Here is a 24133-nt window from a genome sequence, read left to right as displayed (position 1 = left end):
CCCGGATGACGTTTTTCACCGGCACCGGTGGCCTCCGGCGCCGGGCCGGCGCCGCCGCGCGCGCCCGGCGCGGTCCGGCGCCCCGGTGCGTACGTCGGCACCGGGTCCGGTCCGCTCCGGCGCCGGGCCCGTTCCGGCCGGGTGTCAGGCCGGTGCGACCCGGTGGACGAGGGCCGTGGCGAGGGCCGCGAGACCCTCCGCGCGGCCGGTCAGACCGAGCCCGTCCGTCGTCGTGCCGGAGACGGAGACCGGCGCTCCGGCCGCCTCGCTGAGCACCTTCTGCGCCTCGGCGCGCCGCTTGCCGACCTTCGGGCGGACGCCGACGACCTGGACGGCGATGTTGCCGATCTCGTACCCCTCGGCGCGGACGATCCGGGCCGCCTCGGCGAGCAGGGTGACGCCGGAGGCGCCGGACCACTCGGGCCGCGAGGTGCCGAAGTGGGCGCCGAGGTCCCCGATCCCGGCGGCGGAGAACAGCGCGTCGCAGGCGGCGTGGGCGGCGACGTCGCCGTCGGAGTGCCCGGCGAGGCCGTACCCCTCGGAGTCCTCCCAGAGGAGGCCCGCGCACCAGAGTTCACGGCCCTGCTCGAAGGCGTGGACGTCGGTGCCGATGCCGACGAGCGGGATCACCGGTCGGGGGGCCGCCGGGACGGCTCCGGCCGGAGCGGCGGGGGCGGCAGGGGCGGTCGGCGGGGTGACGGCCGGGGCGTCGGCGGTCGGCGGGGTGGGGGTCGGCTCGGTGGGGGTCGGCTCAGAAGCCATCGTTGGCCCTCCTGCGGGCGAGTACGGCCTCGGCGAGGACGAGGTCGAGGGGGCGGGTCACCTTGAAGGCCTCTTCGTGGCCGGGCACGACGACGACGGGCGCGCCGAGCCGTTCGACCATGCCCGCGTCGTCGGTGGCGCCCTCACCGGCGAGGGCGACGGTGGCGTGGGCGTCGACGAGGGTGTCGTGGTCGAAGCCCTGCGGGGTCTGGACGGCGCGGAGCCGGGCCCGTACGGGGGTGGCGACGACCTGCTCGGGGTCACCCGGCCTTCCGGCCGGTTCGACCTCCTTGACGGTGTCGGTGACGGGCATCGCGGGGACGACGGCGACGGCCCCGTTCCGGACGGCCTCGATGACGGCGTCCACGGTGTCGACGGGGACGAGCGGGCGGGCGGCGTCGTGGACGAGGACGGTGGTGATGCCCTCGGGAAGCGCTTCGAGTCCGAGGCGGACGGACTCCTGGCGGGTCTCGCCGCCGGGGACGACGAGGTAGTCGGTCCGCTCGGGGAGGGCGTGGGCGTCGAGGAGGTTCTTGACCTCGGCGGCGCCTTCGGGGGGTGCGACCACGACGACGAGCGAGACCGCGCGGGAGGCGGCCATCGCTCGGACGGCGTGGATGAGCATGGGGGTGCCGCTCAGCGCGCGAAGCGCTTTGGGGGCGCCCGGCCCGAGGCGTACGCCCCGTCCGGCCGCCGGGATCACCACGGCGGTACGAGTAGGACGCGCATCGTCTGACATCGGTTGCACTCCGGCAGGTTTGTTTCCGCGGCCGACATGGGTATGGCCTCACCGTGCCGGACGCTCCGCCTCGACCGGGCCCTTTCCGTGACGAAGGTCGAGGCGTTGTCACCCGCGCACAGGGGCTCGGACGTAACGGGGGTGCGGGGACTTTCTCAGTGGTGCGCACACGGATTCATGAGGTGTGCGTACAGCCACGCGTACGCTCCGCAGGCATACGCGGACATGCCGCAGCGCCCGACGGCAGCACTGTGTGGATCACAGCACGCCAACGGGCACCACGGCATCGCTTCACTTGGTAGCGCGCCCGGAGGATTCAGGGCACGCTCAGGACGCGAGGACCTCGTCGAGGAGAGCCTCGGCCTTGTCCTCGTTCGTGTTCTCCGCGAGAGCCAGCTCGCTGACCAGGATCTGCCGGGCCTTGGCGAGCATCCGCTTCTCGCCGGCGGAGAGACCGCGCTCGCGCTCACGCCTCCACAGGTCGCGGACTACTTCGGCGACCTTGATGACATCGCCGGAGGCGAGCTTCTCGAGATTTGCCTTGTAGCGACGGGACCAGTTCGTCGGCTCTTCGGCGTACGGCGCGCGAAGCACCTCGAAGACCCGGTCCAGCCCGTCCTGACCGACAACATCGCGGACACCTACGAACTCCGCGTTGTCCGCAGGCACGCGGACCGTCAGGTCGCCCTGCGCGACCTTGAGCACCAAGTAGGTCTTGTCCACGCCTTTGATCTGGCGAGTTTCGATGGCCTCGATCAGCGCGGCCCCGTGATGGGGATAGACCACGGTGTCGCCAACCTTGAACGTCATGTGACAGGTACCCCTTCCGTGGCTATCCAGGGTAACACGGATACAGCTTCTTCTGAATGGCGTTTTCGCAGGTCAGGGCATATCTCGGGGCTTGACAACAGCATCACGGACGTGCTGCGGAGGGCTTCCGGAAGGCGGTATTCGCAGGTCGGAGCAGCTGTGCGGACGGAGAGAAACGCGCACGTCACACCCGCCCGGAGCCCCCTCAGGATGGAACGATGTCCCGGTTTGTCGGGTTCAGAGTGGCCTTCTTCACGTACTCCGTTCGAGGATCGTTCACCCGTACGGAGGCACTGCGGGGTGATTCCGCAATTGATCAGCGCGGGCGGGTCCGGGGTTTTCCGGAGGCGCGGCTCCGGCTAATGCGCGACGCTCCTCGAATTGATCAAGGCAGTTATGTGAACAACAGGTCAATGCGTCGAGATCCAGCCACACCGACGGCCGGTCGGCCGGGGTCGGGGCCTCCTGCGAAGGCTCCCGGAGAGCCGTCCCGGGGGTGCTCGCGGGGACGTTCGCCGCGACGGCCCCGGGGACATCCCGAGGTCCGCCCGGGGACGCTCCCCCGGTGGCCGCCGGGCGGCCCCGCGACGCCCGTGACCGGTTAGGGGCGGGTCGGGTGCGGGACGAAGAGTGCGGCTCGGTAACCTGAGCGCGCTGACAGACCTTTAGTTGGCCTTTAGTCCCCCGACCGTCCGTACGTCCAAGGAGATGCCGCCGCCGTGAGCCGCAACCTTCGACGCGGCGCCCTCGCCGCCACCGCCATCGTGTTCTCCATCGCCGCGCTGTCCGCCTGTGGAGCGGGCAACAACGCGCAGACGCTCGGCGTCCGGCCGGACAACGCCGCCGTCACCGTGGACGACCTCAAGATCCAGAACGCGCTGGTGATCACCCAGCCCGAGCGCGGTGTGAAGGGACCGGCCGTCGTCTCGGCCACCCTCTTCAACAACGGGCGGGCTCCGCAGGTGCTGGAGTCGATCAGCCTGCCCGGCAGCAGCGCCACCGTGACGCTGAAGTCCGCCAAGGGCGTCGGCCCGATCACCGTCCCGGCCAACGGCTCCGTCGTCATCGGCGGCGCGGGCAACGCCTCCGCCGTGATCGAGAACGGCACCGAGGCGGCCCGTGTCGGCGACGCCCAGGAAGTCGTCTTCAAGCTCAGCCGGACCGGTGACGTCGGCCTGGAGGCCTTCGTCGTCCCGGCCGACAACTACTTCAAGGACTTCGGCCCGTCCATCGTCCCGGCTCCCCCGGCCGCCACGCCGACCGCCTCCGCCACCTCCTCGGGCAGCGCGGAGCACGGCGGCACTCCGTCGGGCGAGACCACCGCGCCCTCCGGTCACTGAGTCACCCGTACGCGGGCCCTGCCCCGTACAGGGGTCCGTCCCGTACACGCGCGAAGGGCGCTCCTCCCGGCCGGGAGGAGCGCCCTTCGCGCGTGCGTGGCATCCGCTACGGCATGGTCTACGGCTCGAACTTGTAGCCGAGGCCCCGGACCGTCACCAGATAGCGCGGGGCGCCCGGGTCCGGTTCGATCTTCGCCCGCAGCCGCTTGACGTGGACGTCGAGGGTCTTGGTGTCGCCGACGTAGTCCGCGCCCCAGACCCGGTCGATGAGCTGCATCCGGGTCAGGACCCGGCCCGCGTTGCGCAGGAGCATCTCCAGGAGGTCGAACTCCTTCAGCGGCAGATCGACCTTGCCGCCCGCGACCGTCACCACGTGACGGTCGACGTCCATCCGGACCGGACCCGCCTCCAGGGCCGCCGGAGTGACCTCCTCCGGCTCACCGCGGCGCCGCAGCACCGCGCGGATGCGGGCCACCAGCTCCCGCGAGGAGAACGGCTTGGTCACGTAGTCGTCGGCTCCTATCTCCAGGCCGACGACCTTGTCGATCTCACTGTCCTTGGCGGTCACCATGATGACCGGGACGTTCGAACGGCCGCGCAGCTGACGGCACACCTCGGTACCGGGGAGACCCGGAAGCATCAGGTCGAGGAGGACGAGGTCGGCCCCGTTGCGCTCGAACTCGTCGAGACCGTCGGGCCCGGTCGCCGCGACGGCGACCTCGAAACCCTCCTTGCGAAGCATGTAGGACAGGGCGTCGCTGAAGGATTCCTCATCCTCGACGACGAGCACTCGGGTCACGGAAGGACCTCCGGGGCTGGAAGCGGTTCGGTCATGAGATCGGGGGTGGCGGACATGACGGGCCGGCGGTCCCTCACGGAGCCCGCCTCGGGCAGCCGCAGGGTGAACGTGGAGCCCTGGCCCTCGGTGCTCCAGACGGTGACCTCCCCGCCGTGGGAGGCCGCCACGTGCTTGACGATGGCCAGGCCGAGGCCCGTACCGCCGGTGGCACGGGAGCGGGCCGGGTCGACCCGGTAGAAGCGCTCGAAGATCCGCTCGCGGTCCCGCTCCGAGATGCCGATGCCCTGGTCGGTCACGGCTATCTCGATGAGGTCCCCGCCCGGCGCCGCGATGTGGCGGGCGGCGATGCCCACCCTCGTACGGGCCGGGGAGTAGTTCACCGCGTTCTCCACGAGGTTGCCGAGGGCCGCGGCGAGCTGGCCCCGGCTGCCCCACACGTGCAGGTCGGGCGCGCCGCCGGAGACCATGGTGATCTGCTTGGTGGAGGCGGTGTGCCGGGAGCGGTCGACCGCCTCGGCGACCAGCTCGTCCACGGACACCGGTTCGGAGTCCTCCAGCGGGTCGTCGTTCTGCACCCGCGAGAGGTCGATCAGCTCCTGCACCAGATTGGTGAGGCGGGTCGCCTCTATCTGCATCCGGCCCGCGAAGCGGGTGACCGCCTCGGGGTCGTCCGAGGCGTCCATGACCGCCTCGGAGAGCAGCGAGAGCGCCCCCGTGGGCGTCTTGAGCTCATGGCTCACATTGGCGACGAAGTCGCGCCGTACGGCTTCGATGCGGCGGGCCTCGGTGAGGTCCTCGACCAGCAGCAGCACCAGCCGGGAACCCAGCGGAGCGACCCGGGCGGAGACCGCGAGGGCCTCGACCCGTGCGGTGCCGCGCCTCGGCAGGTCCAGCTCGACCTGCCGTATCTCTCCGTCGCGGCGGGTGTCACGGGCCATGTTGAGCATGGGCTCGACGGCCAGTTTCCCGCCACGGACCAGACCGAGCGCGTACGCCGCCGAGCTGGCCTTCACCACCGAGTCGCTCTCGTCGAGAACGACCGCGGAGGAGCGCAGCACCGACAGCACCGTGTCGACGCCGGGCGGCAGCACGGCGTCGGTGTGCAGGGAGCTACGGGTGGGCCTCGCCTGGTCGCGCTCGCTCCAGCGGAACGCCAGCATGGCGATCACGCCGGTGCACACTCCGGCGATAGCGGCCAATGCGGCGACCGCCGCGTTCACGTCCATGGCTCAAGGTTATGCGTCCCCGGCGACACTCTCCCAGCCGTCCGAGTGGCTGCTCGAACACTCGTCGCTCAGAGTTCACCGTGACGACCTGGCCGGTTCACTTGCCCCGACGCGGACGGTGGCGCGTGTCGCCCAGAGTTCACCTCGGTGAAAGTGACGGTTCACGTGCGGGGGTGGAACCGGACTCGTACGGGGCCGAACGTGGGAGCGTGAGGGTCCTGAGCCCCACCCGGACCCCGGAGCACCGCCTAGAGAGGGACACCATGCGGGACGCGTACCACGAGGAACTTGACTCGATCGGCGAGGGCCTGGTCGAGATGGCCCGGCTCGTCGGGTCGGCGATCGGGCGCGCCACGACGGCGATGCTCGACGCGGACCTGAAGCTCGCGGAGAGCGTGATCGCCGCGGACCAGAAGGTCGACGACCTGCAGCACGACCTGGAGGCGCGGGCCATCGCGCTGCTCGCGCGGCAGCAGCCGGTGGCGACCGACCTGCGGATCGTGGTGACCTCGCTGCGGATGAGCGCCGACCTGGAGCGCTCGGGCGACCTGGCGCAGCACGTCGCGAAGCTGGCGCGGCTGCGCTTCCCGGACACCGCGGTGCCCCGGGACCTGCACGCGACCATCCTGGAGATGGGGCAGCTGGCGCAGCGCCTGATGGCGAAGGCGGCGGAGGTCATCATCACGAAGGACGTCGACCTGGCGCTCCAGCTGGAGCAGGACGACGACGAGATGGACCTGCTGCACCGGGCGCTGTTCCAGCACCTGATGGACGACCGCTGGAAGCACGGCATAGAGACCGCCGTCGACGTGACGCTGCTGGGCCGGTACTACGAGCGGTTCGCCGACCACGCGGTGTCGGTGGCGAAGCGCGTGGTCTACCTGGTGACCGGTGAGCACGCGGACGAGCTCCAGGCGGCGGACGCTCCGGTGGAGGGCGCGTAGGCGCGCGGCCATCGATGCGCCGTTGATGCGCCGGTCCGCGTGGGCATCAAATGGGGGGAGGCGATGTGCGCCTCGAAAGGGAGGGACCCCCATGGCCGATTCCCCCACACCGACCGAGTCCGGAGCGGAGGCGCCGCGCGAGGTGGCACACCTGCCCGTCCTGGGCGCCTGCGGCTGCGGCTCGGGCTGCGGCTGCGGCTGCCAGTCGGGCTCGCCGTGCCAGTGCGGCGGCTGCTCCGGCTGACCCGGACGACCGGGAGGGAGGGCGGGGCGCGGCGGTTCCGTCGGCGCCCCGCCCCTTCACCGCGTCGACGGGTCCGGCCCGTATGCCGGGGTGTCCGTACGGCCTGGCCGCGTCCGCGTCTCCGTCTCCGTCGAAGTGCCCGTACGGCTGCGCCAGGATGTCGTCCGTACGGCTGCGCCTACGCGGGGGATGCCCGTACCCCCCGCGTCGAGACGCTCGTGCGGCTACGCCGGGACGCTCATATGTCGAGCACGGCGACGGTCTGGGTGCCGCTGAACTCTCCGGTGGCGCGGAAGCCGAGCCGCTCGTAGAAGGCGCCGGGGCCGTTCTCGCCGGGTGCCCAGGTGACGTACAGCCGGGAGGTGCCGCGCCGTCGCAGTTCGTCGCGGACGGCGGCGACGGCGAAGCTGCCGTACCCCCGGCCCTGGGCGTCGGCGGAGATGTTGAGCCGCCACAGGCCGCTGCGGTGGTCGCCGGGGGTCTTCTCCTCGTTCCAGGGGAGGTCGAGGAAGGCCATGAGGAAGCCGACGAGCCGGTCGCCGTCGAAGATCAGCCTCGGCCAGGCGGACTCTCCGAAGGCGTACGCCTCGGCGAGGGACGTCACGACGGGGGCGACGTTCCGCTCCTGGTGGGGGTGGACGCGCAGGGCTACGGCGGCGTCGATGTTCGCGGGGGTGACCTTCTCCAGGCGGAGTTCGGTGCGGGGTGATGACGTACTCATGACACGGACGGTAACGAGTCCGGGGAAAGAGTGCCGTGGATCATCGGACCGCACCGCCCGTGTGGGGGGTTCCGGGCGGCACGGTCCGGGTCGGGGCCGCTCGGCCAGGGCGTGTTTCGAAAGGAGCGCCGTCTGCCCGGAGGGCAGGCCAGGCAGGCGGGACTTTCGAAACACGGCCTAAAGGGTGTTGCACAAGGCCGGAATGATCTCCAGAAGCCAGTATCCAGGCGGTCAACGGGACGGAAGAATCGCCGCATAAGCGGATAGTTGACCTTGTCACCGATGACATCATCCGAGCATGATCGCCGTTGTGCAACACCCTTTAGCGGACGAAGACGACCGAGCGGAGCTTGAGGAGGTCGGTGGCCGGGCGGCCGTGGGGGCGGAGTCTCCAGGAGTCGCCCGTGCAGTCGGGCCCGGTGAAGACGATCGCGTAGTCGTCGGTGTCGTTGTGCGGAGCGAAGCCGGGGTCGGAGGCGTGCGGGTCGGCCACCCCGGGGAGCGTGAGACACCGGTCGCTCTCCGGGTCGTGGAGCGTGGCCGTCAGCCGGGAGCCGTCCAGGCCGACGAACCGGTAGGTGAAGTCGCCGCTGGCGGCGTGGGCGGGGGTGGCCAGGGCCGCGGTGAGGGTGAGGGCACCGCAGACGGCGGCGACGGAGTGCCGGAGACGCACGGGGGTTTCTCGTTTCGGGGAGGAGGAGAGGCGGAGGGGATTCACGGGGGATGAGGGGGATTCACCCCCACCTCTACCTCCGGGCTTCCTCACCATGCGCCGGACCACCGCCGTAAGGTTTCGCCCTCACCCGTCCGGCGGAGCGGGGGCGGGGACGGGGACGGGGTGGTGGATCGCGGCTCTGTGACTCTGTGGCTCATGCGAGCTGCCGGTTCCGGGCCGGTGATCGCGGTCCTGTGGGTCCGGTCCTGTGGGTTTCGGGCCGGTGGGTTTCGGGCCGGTGGATCTGCAAGCCGCCGGATTCCGCCCCCGTGGCTGCCGGGCCGATGGCGTCGTACCCGATCCGGCCCATGAGCCGATGCCCGCCGCTCCCGCCCCTGCTTCCGCTCCCGCTCCCTACCCGACCGGTGGCCGGGTCCGCAGGCCGGAGAGGAGGAGGTCCAGGGCGCGCTCGGTGTCGGCCAGGGCCGTCGGGGCGGTCGAGCGGGCCAGCCGGACGGCCGCCTCGTTCATCGCCCCGGACAGCAGCCCGGCCAGCGGCGCCACCGGCTGGTCCGCGATGACACCCAGGGAGACGAGCCCCTCAAGGGCCTCGGTCAGGTGCCGGGCCGACGCGTCCTCGTCCGCGGCGCGCCATTCGTCCCAGCCCAGGACCGTGGGCGCGTCCAGCAGCAGGATGCGGCGGACCGCCGGATCGGCGCCCGCCGCGAGGAAGGCGTGGCAGCCCGCGCGCAGCTGCTCCCAGGGGTCGGTGTGCGCGTCGGCCACGGCGGCGACCCGCTCGCCCAGCTCGTGCTGGACCTCGGCGACGACGGCCCGGAAGAGGCCCGCCTTGCTGGCGAAGTGGTGGTAGGCCGCGCCCTTGGTGACCCCGGCGGCGGCGGCCACCTCGGCGAGGACGACGTCGTGGTAGCCGTCGGCGGCGAACCGTCGCCGCCCCTCCGCCAGCAGCGCGCGTCGGGTCGCCGCCCGCTGTTCGGCCCGGCTGGTCGCCATGTCCGTACCGCCCTTCCCTCTTCACATACCCCGGGTATGCTAACCCTCTCCTTCGCATACCCTGGGTATGCGAAGGAGGGGACCGTCCGCTCCCGTCACCGCACGGGGACCCGCCATGACGAAGGAACCGCCATGACCAGCACGCTCGGGGGCTTCTACCCGGTGATCTGCACCCGTGACGTCGCCGCCTCGCGCGACTTCTACACCCGTCACTTCGGCTTCGAGCCGACCTTCGAGGCCGACTGGTACGTGAGCCTGCGGCGGCCGGACGCCCCCCAGTACGAGCTGGCGCTGCTCGACCCCGACCATCCCAGCGTCCCGGCGGGCCACCGCGCCCCGATCACGGGCGGGCTCCTGCTGAACTTCGAGGTGGACGCCGCGGACGCGGAGCACCGGCGCCTCGTCGGCGCGGCCGGACTGCGCGAGCTGCTGCCGCCGCGCACCGAGGAGTTCGGTCAGCGTCACTTCATCGTGGCCGCTCCGGACGGGGTGATGATCGACGTCATCACGGTCGTCCCGGCGACCGGCACCTACACGAGCCAGTACGCGGAGGGCCACGCCCCTTGAGACGTGCGGCCACGGGGGCGCCCCGGAACGCGAAGAAGCCCCCGCCCGGCGGAGGAACCGCGGGTCGGGGGCTCTTTCGTGCGGGAGGGCTACTTCTTCTTGCCCTGGTTCTTGACCGCCTCGATGGCCGCCGCGGCGGCGTCCGGGTCGAGGTAGGTACCGCCCGGGTTGAGGGGCTTGAAGTCGGCGTCGAGCTCGTAGGAGAGCGGGATGCCGGTCGGGATGTTCAGGCCGGCGATGGCCTCGTCGGAGACGCCGTCCAGGTGCTTGACCAGGGCGCGCAGGGAGTTGCCGTGCGCGGCGACCAGGACGGTGCGGCCGTCCAGCAGGTCCGGGACGATGCTGTCGTACCAGTACGGCAACATGCGGACGACGACGTCCTTGAGGCACTCGGTGCGCGGGCGCAGCTCCGGCGGGATCGACGCGTAGCGCGGGTCGCCGGACTGGGAGAACTCCGTGCCGTCCTGGAGCGGCGGCGGCGGGGTGTCGTACGAGCGGCGCCACAGCATGAACTGCTCCTCGCCGAACTCGGCGAGCGTCTGGGCCTTGTCCTTGCCCTGGAGGGCGCCGTAGTGGCGCTCGTTCAGGCGCCAGGAGCGGTGGACCGGGATCCAGTGGCGGTCGGCGGCCTCAAGAGCCAGCTGCGCGGTGCGGATCGCGCGCTTCTGGAGCGAGGTGTGCACGACGTCGGGGAGCAGGCCGGCGTACGCGAGCAGCTCGCCACCACGGACGGCCTCCTTCTCCCCCTTCTCATTGAGGTTGACGTCCACCCAGCCGGTGAACAGGTTCTTCGCGTTCCACTCGCTCTCGCCGTGGCGGAGGAGGATCAGCTTGTACGGTGCGTCGGCCATGCGTACGAGCCTAAACGACCTCGGACGATTGACACGCGTCGTCAATCCGGTGGCGTCCGCAAGCTGAGATACGTAAGTTACGACTGCCACTAGAGGCACTTACATCAGCCAGGGGGCTCACCACACATGTCCATCGACTCGCTCAGACGATCGGCCACCGCCACGGTTTCGGGACTTCCGCAGGGCTTCTGGTGGCTCTGGCTGTCGACCTTGGTCAACCGCACCGGGGCCTTCGTCCTGACTTTCCTCTCCCTCTACCTGACGATCGAGCTCGGGCACTCCGCCTGGTTCGCCGGACTCGTCGTCGCCCTCCACGGTCTCGGCGGCGTCGCCGGCTCCCCGCTCGGGGGCGTGCTCACCGACCGCTGGGGCCGCCGCCCCACCATGGTGACGATGCACCTCGCGGCGGCCACCTGCGCCGCCGCCCTCGCCTTCGTCACCAGCGCCTGGGCCATCGCCACCGTCGTCCTGCTGATGGGCGCGGCCATGCAGGCCGTCCGCCCCTCCATCAACGCGACCATCGCCGACATGGTCCCCGCCCACGACGTGCGCCGGGCGTACGCCCTCAACTACTGGGCCCTCAACCTCGGCTTCGCCATCGCCTCCATCGGCGGCGGCGCCGCGGTGCTCCTCGGCTACCGCACCCTCTTCGTCGTGGACGCCGTCGCCACCGTCGTGTGCGCCGTCATCGTCTTCCTCCGCCTCCCCGAGACCCGCCCCGAGACCCGGACCGACCCGGCGGGCGCTCCCGTCGCCGCCGTGAAGGTCAGCATGATCACCGTGCTGCGGGACGCCCCCTTCCGCACCCTGGTGCTGCTCAACCTCCTCGTCTGCCTCGTCTTCACCGCCCCCTGGATCGGCCTGCCGCTCACCATGACGGACCAGGGCCTCTCCGCCTCCTCGTACGGCATCGTCATCGCGGTCAACGGCATCGTGATCGTCGTCTTCCAGCTGCTCGTCAACAAGCTGACCGACAAGCGTTCGCCGGTCCTCCTGCTGGTCCTGTCCTCGCTGCTGTTCGCCCTCGGCACCGGGGCCACCGCCCTCGCCGGGTCGTCCGTCGCCTTCGCCGTGACCGTCGTCATCTGGACCGTCGGCGAGATGATCCACGTCCCCACGAACGCCGCCGCCACCGCCCGGCTCGCCCCCGAGCACGCGCGCGGCCGCTACCAGGGGGTCATGGGCATGTCCTGGGCCGTCGCCGGTTTCGTCGCCCCGGTCGGCGCGGGCGCGATCGTCGACGGACCCGGTCCCGGCGTCCTGTGGATCGCCACGGCCACCATCGGCGCCGTCGCCGCCCTCGGCTACGCCACCCTGCTGCGGCGCGCGCTCGCGGAGGACCCGGCGGACCCAGAGGACCCGGCGGACGCCGCCGAGCCGGATGCCTCGGGGTCCGGCACCGTGGAGCCGGTCACCGTCTCCGCCGGACCCACTGGCATCGCTGGCCCCGCCAGTACCGCTGGCCCCACCAAGGTCTCCGACACCGCGCTCAGCGCCTGAGCCCCGGCCCGAGACCCGGCCCGAGCCCCAGTACGGAATCCCGGTCCGAGCCCCTCCGGGGGAGCGAGCAGGCCCGCCCCTCAGTTCGCGGGCCTGCTCGTCAGTTTCTTGAACGCGTCGAGGTTCCGCGTCGACTCCCCGCGCGCGACCCGCCACTCGTACTCCCGCCGGATCGCCGACGCGAACCCCAGCTCCAGGAGCGTGTTGAAGTCGCCGTCCGCCGCCTCCAGGACCGAGCCGAACAGCCGGTCCAGTTCCTCGGGCGTGACGGCGGAGAGCGGCAGTTTGCCCGCGAGGTAGATGTCGCCGAGGCCGTCGATCGCGTACCCCACCCCGTACAGCTTCAGGTTCCGTTCGAGCAGCCAGCGGTGGACGCCCGCCTCGTTCTCGTCGGGGTGGCGGACGACGAAGGCGTTGAGGGAGAGCGAGTGGCGTCCGGCGCGCAGCGACAGCGTCGTGAACAGCTTGCGGGTGCCGGGGAGCTTGACGACGTACGCGCCGGGCTCGGGCGACTCCCACTCCAGCTCGGCGTCCCGGAGGACGGACTCGATGGTCCGTCGCGCGTCCCCGACCAGGTTCCCGACCACGTCCTCAGCCATGGTGGGAGCGTACGCGACGCCTGTTCTCCTTCAGCCGGTGGTCGTGGACGGCCGCCGTGTACACATCGGCCGTGGCCGAGGCCGCCCTGTCCCAGCCGAACGAGCCCGCGTGCCGCGCCGCCGCCGCCCCCATCCGGGCCGAGAGCGACGGATCGGCCACGAACCGGGCGAGCGCCCGCGTGTAGTCCGCCGGGTCGTGCCCCTGCACCAGGAAGCCCGTCACACCGTCCCGTACGGCCACGGGCAGGCCGCCGACCGCCGCCGCGACGACCGGGGTCCCGGCCGCCTGCGCCTCGATCGCGACCAGACCGAAGGACTCGCTGTACGAGGGCATGACGAGGACGCTGGCCGCGCGGAACCAGTCCGCGAGCGTGTCCTGGCCCACCGGCGGACGGAAGCGCACGACGTCCGCGATGCCCAGCCGGGCGGCCAGCTTCTGCAGCCCCTCCGGCTTCGCGAGGCCGCTGCCGCTCGGGCCGCCGACCACCGGCACCACCATGCGCGAACGCAGCGACGGGTCCTGGTCGACCAGGAGCGCGGCGGCCCGCAGCAGGATGTCGGGGGCCTTCAGCGGCTGTATCCGACCGGCGAAGACCGGTACGAAGGCGTCCTGCGGCAGGCCGAGCCGGGCGCGGGCGGCGGCGCGGCCGTCGGCGGGGCGGAACCGGTCGAGGTTGACGCCCGGGTGGACGACCGCGATCTTGCCGGGGTCGGCCTCGTAGAAACGGGCCAGCTCGTCGGCCTCCTCGGCCGTGTTGGCGATCAGCCGGTCGGCGGCCGACACGATCTGCGTCTCGCCGATCACCCGCGCCGCGGGCTCGGGCGTGTCGCCCTCGGCGAGCGCCGCGTTCTTGACCTTCGCCATGGTGTGCATGGCGTGGACGAGGGGGACGCCCCAGCGTTCGGCGGCGAGCCAGCCGACGTGCCCGGAGAGCCAGTAGTGGGAGTGGACGAGGTCGTAGTGGCCGGGGCGGTGGCCCGCCCACGCCCGCATCACGCCGTGGGTGAAGGCGCACAGCTGGGCCGGCAGTTCCTCCTTGGCCAGGCCCTCGTACGGGCCCGCGTCCACGTGCCGGACGAGCACGCCGGGGGCCAGCTCGACCACCGGCGGGAGGCCGCCGGTGGTGGCCCGGGTGAAGATCTCCACCTCGATGTCGATGGCGGCGAGCCGCTTCGCGAGCTCGACGATGTAGACGTTCATGCCGCCCGCGTCGCCGGTGCCCGGCTGGTGCAGGGGCGAGGTGTGGACGCTGAGCATGGCCACGCGGCGCGGGGTGCGGTTCCGGCCGGGCAGCCGGAGCCGGGTCGGTGCCGGGTGCCGGTGCCGGGTTCCGGCGAACCGGGACACGTACTGGCTCACGTCGGCGGTCCTTCCGCTGGAGGGGGCGTCGGGCATGACTGAGGCAGGGCAGGGGCTGCCCTCCGGCCCCGACAACACCGGAATGGATGCTTTCATTTCCGCCGGTGGCGGCACTTTGCCAATTCATTGCCGGTGAGGTGATTCCTTTCCCGGCCCGCACGCCCCTCCCGTACGCCCCATGCGCCCCATGCGCCCCATACGCCCCATGCGCCCCTGACGTCCATCGGGTACGCCGCTGACGCCTGAGGCTCTCCGGCCCCCACCACACCCTGGTCCCGCCGCGCCCACCCCTGACGGGGATCTCCCGTCCGGAATCTCCCGCCCGGGATGTCTCTGACCGGGATCTCCCTGACAGGGACATCCCCCTCAGGGGCGCCCCTCCCCCTGAGGAGACAAGAAGGAGGAAGCCCCCCACCCCGTACGCTCTTGGCATGGCCCCGCGCACCACCCGCCCCGTCGGCACCCCGACCCGCGGGACCACCAACCCCAACCGGCTGCGCCGCATGGACCGCTGGATCGCCGCCGTCCACGGACCCGCCCTGCGCCGCTCCCCCGAGCCGCCGCTCGCCGTCGACCTCGGTTACGGGGCCGCCCCCTGGACCGCCGTCGAACTCCTCGCCCGGCTGCGCACCGCCGAGCCCCGCACCCGCCTCTACGGCATCGAGATCGAACCCGCCCGCGTCGAGGCGGCGAAGCCGTACGAGCACGACGGGCTCGCCTTCCTCCACGGCGGCTTCGAAGTGCCGGTGCCCGGACCGGTCGCCCTGATCCGGGCGGCGAACGTGCTGCGCCAGTACGACGAGGAGCAGGTCACGGACGTCTGGCGGCGCCTGTGCGGACGGCTCGCACCCGGCGGGCTCCTCGTCGAGGGCACCTGTGACGAGATCGGGCGCAGGCACGTGTGGGTCGCGCTCGACGGCGCCGGGCCGCGCACGGTGACCTTCGCCACCCGGCTCGGCTCGCTCGACCGCCCCTCGGACCTGGCGGAGCGGCTGCCGAAGGCACTCATCCACCGCAACGTGCCGGGCGAACCGGTGCACGCCTTCCTGCGGGACTTCGACCGGGCGTGGGCGGCGGCGGCACCGTACGCCTCGCTCGGCGCCCGGCAGCGGTGGCTCCGCTCGGTCCGGGACCTGGCGGCGGACTGGCCCCTGACGGACGGTCCCCGGCGTTGGCGCCAGGGCGAAGTGACGGTGCGGTGGGAGGCGCTGGCGCCCCGGGGATAGAGATCCGTCCCCGGAGCGTCCGGGAGCACCGATTCCCTCGTTCTCCCCAACTCCCGCTGAATTTCCCCCGCGCCGGGAACGCGCCACCCGTATCGCTCGTCCCCCGTGGGGGAGAGTGGTCCGAGGGGCCTTCGTCTCCCCTGTCGCTTTCCGGTTCCGCATGGCACCATCGCCAAGGTCACCGGTAAGTTACTGACGGTAAATCAGATGGTCATCCGAGGGGGAGCTCGTGAACCGACGCCGCCACGCCACCGCCGCGATCACCGTGATCTGCGCCCTGACCGTGCTGGCCTCTCCCGCGCTGACGCTCCAGGCCGCCGCCGCGCCGCTGCCTCCGCCGCCGCCGAAGAAGAGCCTCGCAGAGGTCCACAAGGAGATAGAGGGCCTCTACCGGCAGGCCGCCGCGGCCACCGACGCGTACAACCTCGCGGAGGAACGCAGCGAGGAGCAGTCCGCCGAGATCGTCAGGGTCGCCCGGATGATCGTGGAGGGCCGCGAGAAGATCGAGGACCTCAAGGCCAAGGCGGGCGCCGCCGCCCGCGCCCAGTACCGCAACGGCGGGCTGCCCGAAGACGCCCAGCTCGTCCTCACGAACGACCCGCAGCTCTTCCTCGACACCGCGGGCCGCCTCAAGGCCGGGGCCAAGGCCACCACGGACCTCCTCGGCGAGATGACCCGCACCCAGGCCCGACTGGACCTGTACGCGAAGGAAGCGGGCGAGAACTGGACCGAGCTGGAGGCCCACCGGGTCCGGCAGGCCCAGGCCAAGAAGGAGATCAACGGCAAGATCGACGCCGCCAAGAAGCTGGAGTCCGAGCTCGCCGCCGAGGAGCGCGAGCGGCTGCGGCTCCTGGAGGAGCAGGCGCAGAAGCGGGCCCAGACGAGCTGGCTCGGCACCGGCGTCCTCGCCGGGCTGAAGGGCGCCACGACGCCCGAGGCGAAGAAGGCGATCGAGTTCGCGACGGCGCAGATCGGCAAGCCGTACGAGTGGGGGGCCGAGGGCCCGTCCTCGTACGACTGCTCCGGGCTGACCCAGCTCGCCTGGGGCACGGCGGGACGGCCGATCCCGCGCACCTCGCAGGAGCAGTGGCGGCTGCTGCCGCGCGTACAGATCAAGGACATGCGTCCGGGCGACCTGATCGTCTACTTCAAGGACGCCAGCCACATCGGGATGTACGTCGGGGACGGCACGATCGTCCACGCGCCCCGGCCCGGCCGGAACGTGACGCTCGCGGGCGCGGGCTCGATGGAGATCCTCGGGGTCGTCCGGCCGAGCTGAGGACGGGGCGGGGAGGGACGGGGGCCGCCCGGGGAGAGGCCCGGACAGGGGGCGTGCCGGGGGCGTCCGGGTGCCCCCGGGCGCGGCTTGAGGGTCTTCCCCGAGCAGGCGCCCAGGGCCGGGCCCGACCGTGGGGCGCCCCGGGGGCGCGGCTCGGGGATCTCCCTGGGGCCTTCCTCTCCGGGGGCTCCCCCAGGGGACTTCCCCCAGGTGACCTCCCCAGGGGGCTCACCCGAGGCGATGGCCCTCCGAGGGCCTCCCGCGTGACCTTTCTCATTGCCCGAGCGAGGGTTCCGGCCACCGCGCCGGGGCGAGTACCTCCCCTTCCGCGGCATATGCCAAGCCCGCGCGGACGGCCGTCCGCCGATCGCCATTCCGTAGCGGACCGCCCTACCGCTAGGGTCCGGACGGGCGGAACGCCATCCGGCGCCCCGCGCACCCTCGGGGCAGGGGAAGGGAACCCGGACCGATGCCCGTATCCGTACAGCGTCAGAGAAACGTCTCTGCCGGCGCGGAACCCGGCGACGGCACCCCTGCGGACGCCACCGCCACGGACGCCACCGCTATGACAGTCACCGGCACCGACCGTACCGATCTCACCCTCCTGGTCGTCGAGGACGACCCGGCGGGTGTCCTCGCCGTACCCGAACTGCTCGACGCGGCCGACGCCGCAGGCACCCGCGTCCGCATCCGGACCGCCCGCAACCTCACCGAGGCCGAGCGGCTCCTCACCGACGACGTCCACTGCGTCCTGGTCGACCTCTCCCTGCCCGGCCCCCGGGCCGCCGCGGGCCACGACCCGCTCGCCCCGCTGCGGCACATCCTGCGCCTCGCGCCGCACCACGCCGTCCTCGCGCTCGCCGCCTCCGCCGACGCGGAACTGGCGGCCGAGGCGGTACGGGTCGGGGCCCAGGACCACCTCTTCCGCGAGGAACTCGACGGGCGGCTGCTCAGCCGGGCCATCCGGTACGCGGTCGAGCGCAAGCGGGCCGACGCCGTCCAGGTGAAACTGGCCGAATCACGGCTCCGGGCGCAGGAGAACGCCCGCCTGGAGCGCGGACTGCTGCCCACTCCCCTCCTGGAGGGCTCCGATCTGCGGTTCGCCGCCCACTACCGGCCGGGGCGCTCACGGGCGCTGCTCGGCGGTGACTTCTACGACGTGGTCCGTACGCCGGACGGCACCGTCCACGCCATGATCGGCGACGTGTGCGGCCACGGCCCCGACGAGGCGGCGCTCGGCGTCGAGCTGCGGATCGCCTGGCGGGCCCTGACCTTCGCGGGCCTGTGCGGGGACGAGCTGCTCTCGACGATGCAGCGGGTCCTGGAGCACGAGCGGGAGAGCGAGGAGATCTTCGCGACGCTCTGCACCGTCGACATCGCGCCCGACGGGCGCCGCGCCGGTCTGTGCCTGGCCGGTCACCCGGCCCCGCTGATCGCCCGGAAGGGCAAGCCCGCGCGGCTGCTGCCGTACGAGGACGGCGGCCCGGCCCTGGGTCTGCTGCCGCGCGCCCGCTGGCCCCGGCGGCAGGTCGAGCTGGGCGGGACGTGGAGCCTGCTCATGTACACGGACGGCCTGATCGAGGGCCGCTCGGCGGGCCCCGGCTCGCCGAGGCTCGGCCAGGACGGGATGGTCGGCATGATCGACCGGCAGCTGGCGGCGGGGCTGCGGGGCGAGGAACTGCTGGAGGCCGCGGTGACGGAGGTCAGGTCCCTGAACGGCGGGGAGTTGACGGACGACGTGGCGGTCCTGGCCCTGGAGAGGCGGAAGACCCGGGGATGAGCTCCCCGGGCCCTGCCCGCCCCTGACCGGCGACCGGTCGTACGCGTCGCCCGCCCCCGGTGCTCCGGGGGCGGGCGACGCTCGTCGTGCGGGGGCTACCGCCCGCCGTTGTAGGGGCCGTACGGTCCGTCGCTGCTGGAGCCGCCGCCCCGGCGGCCGCCTCCGCCGCCGCCCGAGACCCGCGCGAGCGCGGGGCGCACGTCCACCATGAAGACGATGGCCGCGACCAGGCCCGCGATCTGCAGGAACAGTATCGGCAGCAGCAGATCCAGGGCGAGGTTCACGCCCAGGAGGATCAGCCAGAACTTCTTCGTCTGCTTCTCGGCAGCACGGTAGGCGTCCTCGCGCGCCATCGCGGCGAACACGAGCGAGGCGACCGCGAAGCCGGTGAAGACGATGAACATCACCAGAGAGAGAAGGGAGTCGAATCCCGCGCGCAACATGCTGAGCACCGCCTAGAAAAGAGAGGAAGAACGCCTCGCGGTCAAGGTACCCGGTTCAACGCACCGGCTACCGGAATGGATGCCCCGGCCTACTCCTTCGCGGCGGAGGTTCCGGTGGCGGCCTTCTCGGCGGGGGCCTTGCGGGCGGCGGTCCTCTTCGCGGGCGCCTCGGCGACCGGGGCGTCGGCCGCAGGGGCCGCGGGGGTGTCCTCGGCCGTGACCGTCGTGTCCCCGGCCGTGACCGTCGTGTCGTCGGCCGTGACCGTGGTGTCGTCCTCGGCGGTCGCCGTCGCCAGGTCGTCCTCGGCCCTGGTCTCCTCGGGCTCGACGGCGACGGTGATCTCGGTGATCTCCTCGCCGGTCCCGCCGCGCCACGCCTTGACGGCCTCCTCGCCGTGGGCCGCGACCTCCTCGTACTTCTCGCGGGCCCTGACCGCGTACTCGGCGGCGACGCCGACCCCGCGCAGGGCCAGGTCCTGGGCGGTCTCGCCGAGCTTCTTGAAGTCCGTGTCGAGGTTGCCGACGACGTCGGCGAACTTGGCCTGGACGGTGGCCTGGGCCTCCTTGGCCTGCGCGGTCACCTTCTCCTGCACGGCCTTGGGGTCGGTCTTCCGCACGGCCTCGATACGGGCGGGCGCCTCGGCGGCCAGCTGCTCGATCAGGCCGGGCACCTTCCTGGCCTGCCGCGCGGCGAGGTCGGCGGTACCGGCGGCGAAGAAGAGAGGGGTACGCAGTTCGTCGATGATGGCCATGCTGGTGGTCCTCCCGGAATGTGACGTACGAGCGGGCTGCTAGCCCAGGGGCGGTGCGGCATCGGCGCCGCCGGGACCGGTCCCGGCGGCGGCGCCCGGCGCGGTGCCGTTCTCGGCGGCGGCGGCCTCGGCGGCGTTCTCCTTGCGGAAGGAGTCGTAGATCTGGAGCAGCACCTGCTTCTGGCGCTCGTTGATCGAGGGGTCGGCCAGGACGACGGCGCGCGTCTCCAGGTCGTCCCGCTCCTTCTCGTCGAGGATGCCCGCCCGCACGTACAGCGTCTCGGCGGAGATCCGCAGGGCCTTGGCGACCTGCTGGAGCACCTCGGCGCTGGGCTTGCGCAGCCCCCGCTCGATCTGACTCAGATACGGATTCGACACCCCGGCGGCGTCGGCGAGCTGCCGCAGCGACAACTGCGCGGTCCTCCGCTGCTCACGGAGGTACTCACCGAGATTGCCGACGTTGAGCGATGCCATGCTCCGACCATGCCACCCTGCGCTAACTATTGCAAGCGCCTGCTTGCAACAGTCGCGCTCGGGCGGGGCGTGGCGCGAATTGGGACACGTATGGGCTGACTGTCGCGTTGGCAGGTCATCTGTCGTGGGGTGCGCCTGAGCGCTCCCCCTCTTCGGGGTGGCCGTGAACGCACTCATCGTGTGACTGGTCGAGACGGAGGTCACCGGATCCGTGGCCGATCTGGAGTTCGGCGGCTCTCTCACCCAGCGGGCGGCGCTTCCGCTGCTCGAAGAGGTTCCACCGGACGGTCAGTAGCTCCAGCTGCAGAGGCCACCACCCGTACTCACCGCCGACGCCGCGAGCCGGGCAACTCCCTGCGGGACCGCCGACAGATCATCGTCGGTCATGTCGTCCCCGTCGGCGGATCCGAGCCTCGCGGTCCAGCGACCTGCCCATTCCTCCAGCTCGCCGAACTGGCGCCGTTCACAGGTGTCACACCCTCTGTGAGCGGCAAGGCCGTTCCGGAGCACCCCGGTATCCGGATATCCGGGGCGGCGGGGCCATGGCGGCGCCCCTGTCCGGATCGCCGCGAGCCCGTGTCCCACACGGGTCATGGCGCTCTGGCGACGGCGGTTCGTGCCCGAGGCCCGCCGTCCGTTCACCCTCACCTCATCCTGCGAAGGAAGACGCGTCGGCGCCAGGAAGTGACGGAGACCGCACCGACTCCGATCGTCAACGCGAGTGCCGCGCCACCCCAGCTCACCAGGTCGCCGGCGGGTTGGGCCGTCCAGTCCCACCAGTTGAGCGGATACCAGATCAGCAGAAGACTTGAGGCCAGGGGGATGACCCAACCGAGCTGCGGGCCCAGCAGCCGCACGGACAGCAGTGCAAGACCGAGCCAGATCAGCACCGACCGGACGAAGACGGTCCCTTGCCCAGGTCCGACAGCGAGCGTCTCGGTCATGAAGGAGAAAGCACAGACGGTGGCCGTCAGCGCGACGCAGTACGCGTTGCGAAGACGGTGCATCGTCCGCGCACCGGTCTCCTCGTGCGCCGACATCGCTCCGCCGAAAGCGGCCGTGAGGAAGACGGCCGACAGGAGCGGGAGTTCCTGCCGGTAGGGAACGCCCGTGGAGAGGCTCGCGCTTCCGATGGAGGGGAGTGCGATGCGGTCCCCTCCGAAGAAGGCGGACAGGAGGGCGACGGCCGCAGCCCCGGCAAGGATCGGGGCGGCCCGGTGGACCCTGGCGTAGCGCAGCAGATCACTGCCGTACATCGGGCTTGCACCAGGTGCTCTCGTGAAGGTGATCACGCTCTTGGGCAACCCATTTACGCTGGTCCGCGGGCGTCATCCGGGCCGCCTCGGTCGCCTCGCGCTGTGCGGTGGTGACACCGGTGAGGTTGAGCCCCTTGTCCGCGGCTGCCGGATCCTGACCCGTGGCCTGATATTCCAGCCACAGGTGGAGATTGTCGATGGCCTGCCAGGCCCTGCGCTCCTTGCGGGGCGGACGGCACCAGCCGAGCGACGTGGTGAACACCTGGTCGGCCATGGCGAACGCCGCGGTCCGGACGTGTCCTTCAGCGATGTCGAAACCGCGATCCCCCCAACGAGTCCGCCGCAGCCCGAACTCGTAGAACTCGTCGGGAGCCTTGACCCAGGGCTGAGCATTCCGGTCAAGGCGGTGGGCCATCCTGGTGAGCTCCGGAAGGTACTTCCGGTGCTCGGGCCATACGCACACCAGTGGGGCCTTCTCCTCCGCGCGGGCGCAGAGCGGCGCGGCGTCCGAAGCCGGCCGTTCCACACGCAGTTCGCCGGCCGCCGGTGCCGCGACCAGGCCGACGAAGGCACTGACCGCCGAGACGACGGCGATCCCGGCCATGTGTGGCGGCGGCTTCCGCCGGGACATCCGGCGGTCGGCCTTCCTCGTCAGTGGCGGTGCCGCGACCGCCAGCACGGCGAGGGCGAGGGCCACGAACAGACGGACTGCCAGCGGCAGTACGCGCAGATGGGTGTCCGGTGGCCCCGCGAGGACATTGAACTTGAACGGCAGGGACAACATGCTGATGAAGCAGCCCATCGCACACACGACGGGTGTGAAGCCAGGTGAGGGCCACCAGCGGCCGGCGAGGTGTCCCACCGACGCGAAGATGATGAGGGTCGAGGCTCCCAGGAGCAGATAGGACGGCCACAGGAATCCGGGCCCCGCGTCGCCCCACGACACGGCCGCCGCGGTGAGGCATCCGATGCCGTACGCGAGGAATCCGAGGGTGAGGGTGGCGGCCAGCCTCGCGGCCTCGATGCGCCAGCCGGGGCGGGCGGCCGCGAGGAGGAACTCGGGCATTCCCGCCTGGGAAGCGCGTCCGGCCTGCCAGGCGGAGACTCCGGCGAGTACCGGCCCCAAGAAGAGCGTGACGATCTGAGCCGCCACGCTCGCCTCGGGCCAGACGCCGATCCAGTACTGGGAACGCCCGAAGAGGACCGCCAGGTCCACGGCGACCATCAGGGGGAAGGCGGTGAGCAGAGGGGACCGTCGCAGCTCGATGCGGTAGGTGTTCAACATGCCGCCCCCTCGGCCGGCCGGCCGTTGCCCAGGACAGCCATGTAGCCGCGTTCCAGTGGGCTGTCTCCCGGGGCCGTCGGTGTTGCCCGTTCCGCCAGTTGCTGGGGCGTCCCGCTGTGGACCACCCGGCCGTCACTGAGTACGAGGACCGTGTCGCAGGCGGCGCCCACGTCCTCCACCAGGTGCGTGCTGAGCACGACGGCCGCCCCGGCAGCGGCGAGGGAGCGGATGAGGCCCCGGAAGTCGAGGCGCTGCGCCGGGTCGAGACCGACGGTGGGCTCATCGAGCAGAAGCAGCGAGGGCGAGCCGACGATGGCCGCGGCGATCCCGGCGCGACGGAGCATACCGCCGGAGAGCGACTTCATGCGGTCCCGGGCCCGGTCGGCCAGCCCGACCGAGGCCAGAGCCTCGGCGGTGGCCCGCCCGGCCTTCTCGGACGGAACCTCACGCAGCCACGCACAGTACCGGACGAAATCGGCGATGGAGAAAGCCGGATAGTATCCGAAGTCCTGGGGAAGGTATCCAATTCTTCGGCGGACCTCCCGAACGTGCCTTTCACTGGTGACGGAGTCTCCGAACAGCTCCAGCACACCGTTCTGCGGGGGTGCGATGGTGGCGAGCGTACGGAAAAGCGTGGTCTTGCCCGCCCCGTTGGGTCCCAGCAGTCCAGTGACACCCGGCTGGATGGACAGGTCGAGATCCTCGATGACGCGGCGGCCACCGTATCCCTGCGTGAGGGCCGTCATTCGGGCGACGGGAGCGATCGGCATGATGAATTCCCCGGAATACGTGAGGGGCCCGCCGCGACGGCGAGCCCATCACCGTGCTTGTGGGCTACTGGTACACCTTGGTGCTGTTGATCTTGAATGTGCACTCATAGGTGTCGTACTTGCCCACGTAGCCGCTGTACAACTTGTCGTAGTGCTGCTCGTCGGTCTCGTAGTTGCAGTCGTAGTTCGTAAAGTACCCGTAGGACGGGAAGCCCGTCGCGTCGTAGCAGTAGCCGTGCCCGGACGTCGAGTACCAGTAGCCGCGGCAACCATCGTGCCACGTAGCCTCGTTGGAGGCACTCGACATCGGAGCGGTGAGGCTGACGGCCGCAGCCGCCATAGCCGCGACGACAGAGGCCTTCACGGCCTTGGTGCCCTTTATTCGAGTCACGAACGAACCCATTTCCCCCCCTGGGATGTAAGACGTTGCCCCTCTCGGGGGCATGACGTTGACGCGTCCCACTCATTCAAGTCCGAAGAATCCTTCGAAGTCTTGCGGTTTTAATTCGGCAGAAGCTGCACAAATGTCCATCGATGGGCAATATTTGACCTTCCGTCGAGTACTTCGGGTCGCACTCACTGCTCGCAATTCCAGCCAAACATGGGATTAGTGACTCAAAACTTCGAGATCGATTGCCCTAGCCTCGCCGTTTCACTTGGTGCGGGGCCGATTTCTGTGCGGCAACGCGAAAGTGCCTTCTGAGCTGGGACGATGAACCTTGTCGAGGGGTTCTGTC

General features: G+C 71.4%; 26 protein-coding genes. 8 read left to right on the top strand and 18 right to left on the bottom strand.

Going from position 1 to position 24133, the window contains the following annotated elements:
• Positions 1–144: 144 nt before the first annotated feature.
• From ispF to ACIO92_RS31410, 3 genes are all read right to left on the bottom strand, one after another.
• Positions 145–762 carry a 2-C-methyl-D-erythritol 2,4-cyclodiphosphate synthase gene (gene ispF, locus ACIO92_RS31420; protein WP_366446045.1) on the bottom strand — a complete coding sequence of 206 codons (618 nt, stop codon included), beginning with the start codon at positions 760–762 and terminating at the stop codon, positions 145–147.
• Positions 752–1501, bottom strand: a complete 750-nt coding sequence (ispD, locus tag ACIO92_RS31415; protein ID WP_366446046.1) for a 2-C-methyl-D-erythritol 4-phosphate cytidylyltransferase — start codon at positions 1499–1501, stop codon at positions 752–754. Before ispD ends, ispF begins: the two co-directional genes overlap by 11 nt.
• A 327-nt stretch (positions 1502–1828) precedes the next feature.
• Positions 1829–2311, bottom strand: coding sequence for a CarD family transcriptional regulator (locus ACIO92_RS31410; RefSeq protein ID WP_003953493.1), 483 nt, complete (start codon positions 2309–2311; stop codon positions 1829–1831).
• A 719-nt stretch (positions 2312–3030) separates the two neighbouring features.
• Here ACIO92_RS31410 and ACIO92_RS31405 point away from each other — a divergent pair.
• Positions 3031–3651 (top strand): DUF461 domain-containing protein, encoded by a 621-nt coding sequence (locus tag ACIO92_RS31405; protein WP_366446047.1) that lies wholly within the window; start codon positions 3031–3033, stop codon positions 3649–3651.
• 118 nt (positions 3652–3769) lie between these two features.
• On the opposite strand, the gene ACIO92_RS31400 is transcribed toward ACIO92_RS31405, so the two are convergent.
• Positions 3770–4450 carry a response regulator transcription factor gene (locus ACIO92_RS31400; protein WP_015035162.1) on the bottom strand — a complete coding sequence of 227 codons (681 nt, stop codon included), beginning with the start codon at positions 4448–4450 and terminating at the stop codon, positions 3770–3772.
• Positions 4447–5676 carry an ATP-binding protein gene (locus ACIO92_RS31395; RefSeq protein WP_366446048.1) on the bottom strand — a complete coding sequence of 410 codons (1230 nt, stop codon included), beginning with the start codon at positions 5674–5676 and terminating at the stop codon, positions 4447–4449. The genes ACIO92_RS31400 and ACIO92_RS31395 overlap by 4 nt, the downstream gene beginning before the upstream one ends.
• Before the next feature lie 263 nt (positions 5677–5939).
• Between ACIO92_RS31395 and phoU the strand changes: the two genes are divergently transcribed.
• Positions 5940–6620, top strand: coding sequence for a phosphate signaling complex protein PhoU (gene phoU, locus ACIO92_RS31390; RefSeq protein WP_093874867.1), 681 nt, complete (start codon positions 5940–5942; stop codon positions 6618–6620).
• A gap of 91 nt (positions 6621–6711) precedes the next feature.
• Positions 6712–6864 (top strand): hypothetical protein, encoded by a 153-nt coding sequence (locus ACIO92_RS31385; RefSeq protein WP_366446049.1) that lies wholly within the window; start codon positions 6712–6714, stop codon positions 6862–6864.
• Positions 6865–7102: 238 nt separating this feature from the next.
• Here the strand turns inward: ACIO92_RS31385 and ACIO92_RS31380 are convergent, their stop codons facing one another.
• From ACIO92_RS31380 to ACIO92_RS31370, 3 genes are all read right to left on the bottom strand, one after another.
• Complete coding sequence (locus tag ACIO92_RS31380; RefSeq protein WP_402061310.1) at positions 7103–7585, bottom strand: GNAT family N-acetyltransferase; 483 nt, start codon at positions 7583–7585, stop codon at positions 7103–7105.
• Positions 7586–7907: 322 nt separating this feature from the next.
• Complete coding sequence (locus ACIO92_RS31375; protein WP_366445196.1) at positions 7908–8258, bottom strand: hypothetical protein; 351 nt, start codon at positions 8256–8258, stop codon at positions 7908–7910.
• A gap of 396 nt (positions 8259–8654) precedes the next feature.
• A complete protein-coding gene (locus ACIO92_RS31370) occupies positions 8655–9254 on the bottom strand; it encodes a TetR/AcrR family transcriptional regulator (protein ID WP_401240241.1) in 600 nt (199 codons plus the stop codon).
• A gap of 132 nt (positions 9255–9386) precedes the next feature.
• On the opposite strand from ACIO92_RS31370, the gene ACIO92_RS31365 reads away from it, so the two are divergent.
• Positions 9387–9821 (top strand): VOC family protein, encoded by a 435-nt coding sequence (locus ACIO92_RS31365; RefSeq protein WP_402283860.1) that lies wholly within the window; start codon positions 9387–9389, stop codon positions 9819–9821.
• Between the two features lie 89 nt (positions 9822–9910).
• On the opposite strand, the gene ACIO92_RS31360 is transcribed toward ACIO92_RS31365, so the two are convergent.
• Complete coding sequence (locus ACIO92_RS31360; protein WP_366445199.1) at positions 9911–10672, bottom strand: phosphoglyceromutase; 762 nt, start codon at positions 10670–10672, stop codon at positions 9911–9913.
• A gap of 126 nt (positions 10673–10798) precedes the next feature.
• On the opposite strand from ACIO92_RS31360, the gene ACIO92_RS31355 reads away from it, so the two are divergent.
• Positions 10799–12172 carry an MDR family MFS transporter gene (locus ACIO92_RS31355; RefSeq protein ID WP_402283862.1) on the top strand — a complete coding sequence of 458 codons (1374 nt, stop codon included), beginning with the start codon at positions 10799–10801 and terminating at the stop codon, positions 12170–12172.
• An 80-nt stretch (positions 12173–12252) separates the two neighbouring features.
• Here the strand turns inward: ACIO92_RS31355 and ACIO92_RS31350 are convergent, their stop codons facing one another.
• Both ACIO92_RS31350 and mshA read right to left on the bottom strand, forming a co-directional pair.
• Positions 12253–12771: a YbjN domain-containing protein gene (locus ACIO92_RS31350; protein ID WP_366445201.1), complete on the bottom strand. Its 519-nt coding sequence runs from the start codon at positions 12769–12771 to the stop codon at positions 12253–12255.
• Positions 12764–14131: a D-inositol-3-phosphate glycosyltransferase gene (mshA, locus tag ACIO92_RS31345; RefSeq protein WP_366445202.1), complete on the bottom strand. Its 1368-nt coding sequence runs from the start codon at positions 14129–14131 to the stop codon at positions 12764–12766. The genes ACIO92_RS31350 and mshA overlap by 8 nt, the downstream gene beginning before the upstream one ends.
• Positions 14132–14562: 431 nt before the next feature.
• Between mshA and ACIO92_RS31340 the strand changes: the two genes are divergently transcribed.
• From ACIO92_RS31340 to ACIO92_RS31330, 3 genes are all read left to right on the top strand, one after another.
• A complete protein-coding gene (locus ACIO92_RS31340) occupies positions 14563–15357 on the top strand; it encodes a class I SAM-dependent methyltransferase (protein WP_366445204.1) in 795 nt (264 codons plus the stop codon).
• A gap of 229 nt (positions 15358–15586) precedes the next feature.
• Positions 15587–16636, top strand: a complete 1050-nt coding sequence (locus tag ACIO92_RS31335; RefSeq protein WP_366445205.1) for a C40 family peptidase — start codon at positions 15587–15589, stop codon at positions 16634–16636.
• A gap of 565 nt (positions 16637–17201) precedes the next feature.
• A complete protein-coding gene (locus tag ACIO92_RS31330; protein WP_402283865.1) occupies positions 17202–18416 on the top strand; it encodes a PP2C family protein-serine/threonine phosphatase in 1215 nt (404 codons plus the stop codon).
• Positions 18417–18511: 95 nt separating this feature from the next.
• Here ACIO92_RS31330 and ACIO92_RS31325 read toward each other — a convergent pair whose 3' ends face one another.
• The 7 genes from ACIO92_RS31325 to ACIO92_RS31295 all read right to left on the bottom strand — a co-directional run bounded on the left by ACIO92_RS31325 (position 18512) and on the right by ACIO92_RS31295 (position 23799).
• Positions 18512–18859: a DUF2516 family protein gene (locus ACIO92_RS31325; RefSeq protein ID WP_366445207.1), complete on the bottom strand. Its 348-nt coding sequence runs from the start codon at positions 18857–18859 to the stop codon at positions 18512–18514.
• 89 nt (positions 18860–18948) lie between these two features.
• Positions 18949–19611 carry a hypothetical protein gene (locus ACIO92_RS31320; protein WP_402283867.1) on the bottom strand — a complete coding sequence of 221 codons (663 nt, stop codon included), beginning with the start codon at positions 19609–19611 and terminating at the stop codon, positions 18949–18951.
• 39 nt (positions 19612–19650) lie between these two features.
• Positions 19651–20085, bottom strand: coding sequence for a helix-turn-helix transcriptional regulator (locus ACIO92_RS31315; protein ID WP_366445209.1), 435 nt, complete (start codon positions 20083–20085; stop codon positions 19651–19653).
• A gap of 644 nt (positions 20086–20729) precedes the next feature.
• The gene (locus ACIO92_RS31310) at positions 20730–21341 is read right to left on the bottom strand and encodes a hypothetical protein (RefSeq protein WP_401240222.1); all 612 of its coding nucleotides are present in this window, start codon (positions 21339–21341) and stop codon (positions 20730–20732) included.
• A complete protein-coding gene (locus tag ACIO92_RS31305; RefSeq protein WP_402283870.1) occupies positions 21328–22626 on the bottom strand; it encodes an ABC transporter permease in 1299 nt (432 codons plus the stop codon). The genes ACIO92_RS31310 and ACIO92_RS31305 overlap by 14 nt, the downstream gene beginning before the upstream one ends.
• Complete coding sequence (locus ACIO92_RS31300) at positions 22620–23396, bottom strand: ATP-binding cassette domain-containing protein (RefSeq protein WP_401240217.1); 777 nt, start codon at positions 23394–23396, stop codon at positions 22620–22622. The genes ACIO92_RS31305 and ACIO92_RS31300 overlap by 7 nt, the downstream gene beginning before the upstream one ends.
• Positions 23397–23460: 64 nt before the next feature.
• Positions 23461–23799: a hypothetical protein gene (locus tag ACIO92_RS31295; RefSeq protein WP_402283872.1), complete on the bottom strand. Its 339-nt coding sequence runs from the start codon at positions 23797–23799 to the stop codon at positions 23461–23463.
• Positions 23800–24133: the final 334 nt, after the last annotated feature.

Source organism: Streptomyces sp. NPDC087215 (assembly GCF_044744885.1).
In the GTDB taxonomy this organism is placed as follows: domain Bacteria; phylum Actinomycetota; class Actinomycetes; order Streptomycetales; family Streptomycetaceae; genus Streptomyces.
The sequence above is the reverse complement of the archived record's forward strand: the minus strand, read 5'-3'. Positions and strand labels throughout refer to the sequence as shown.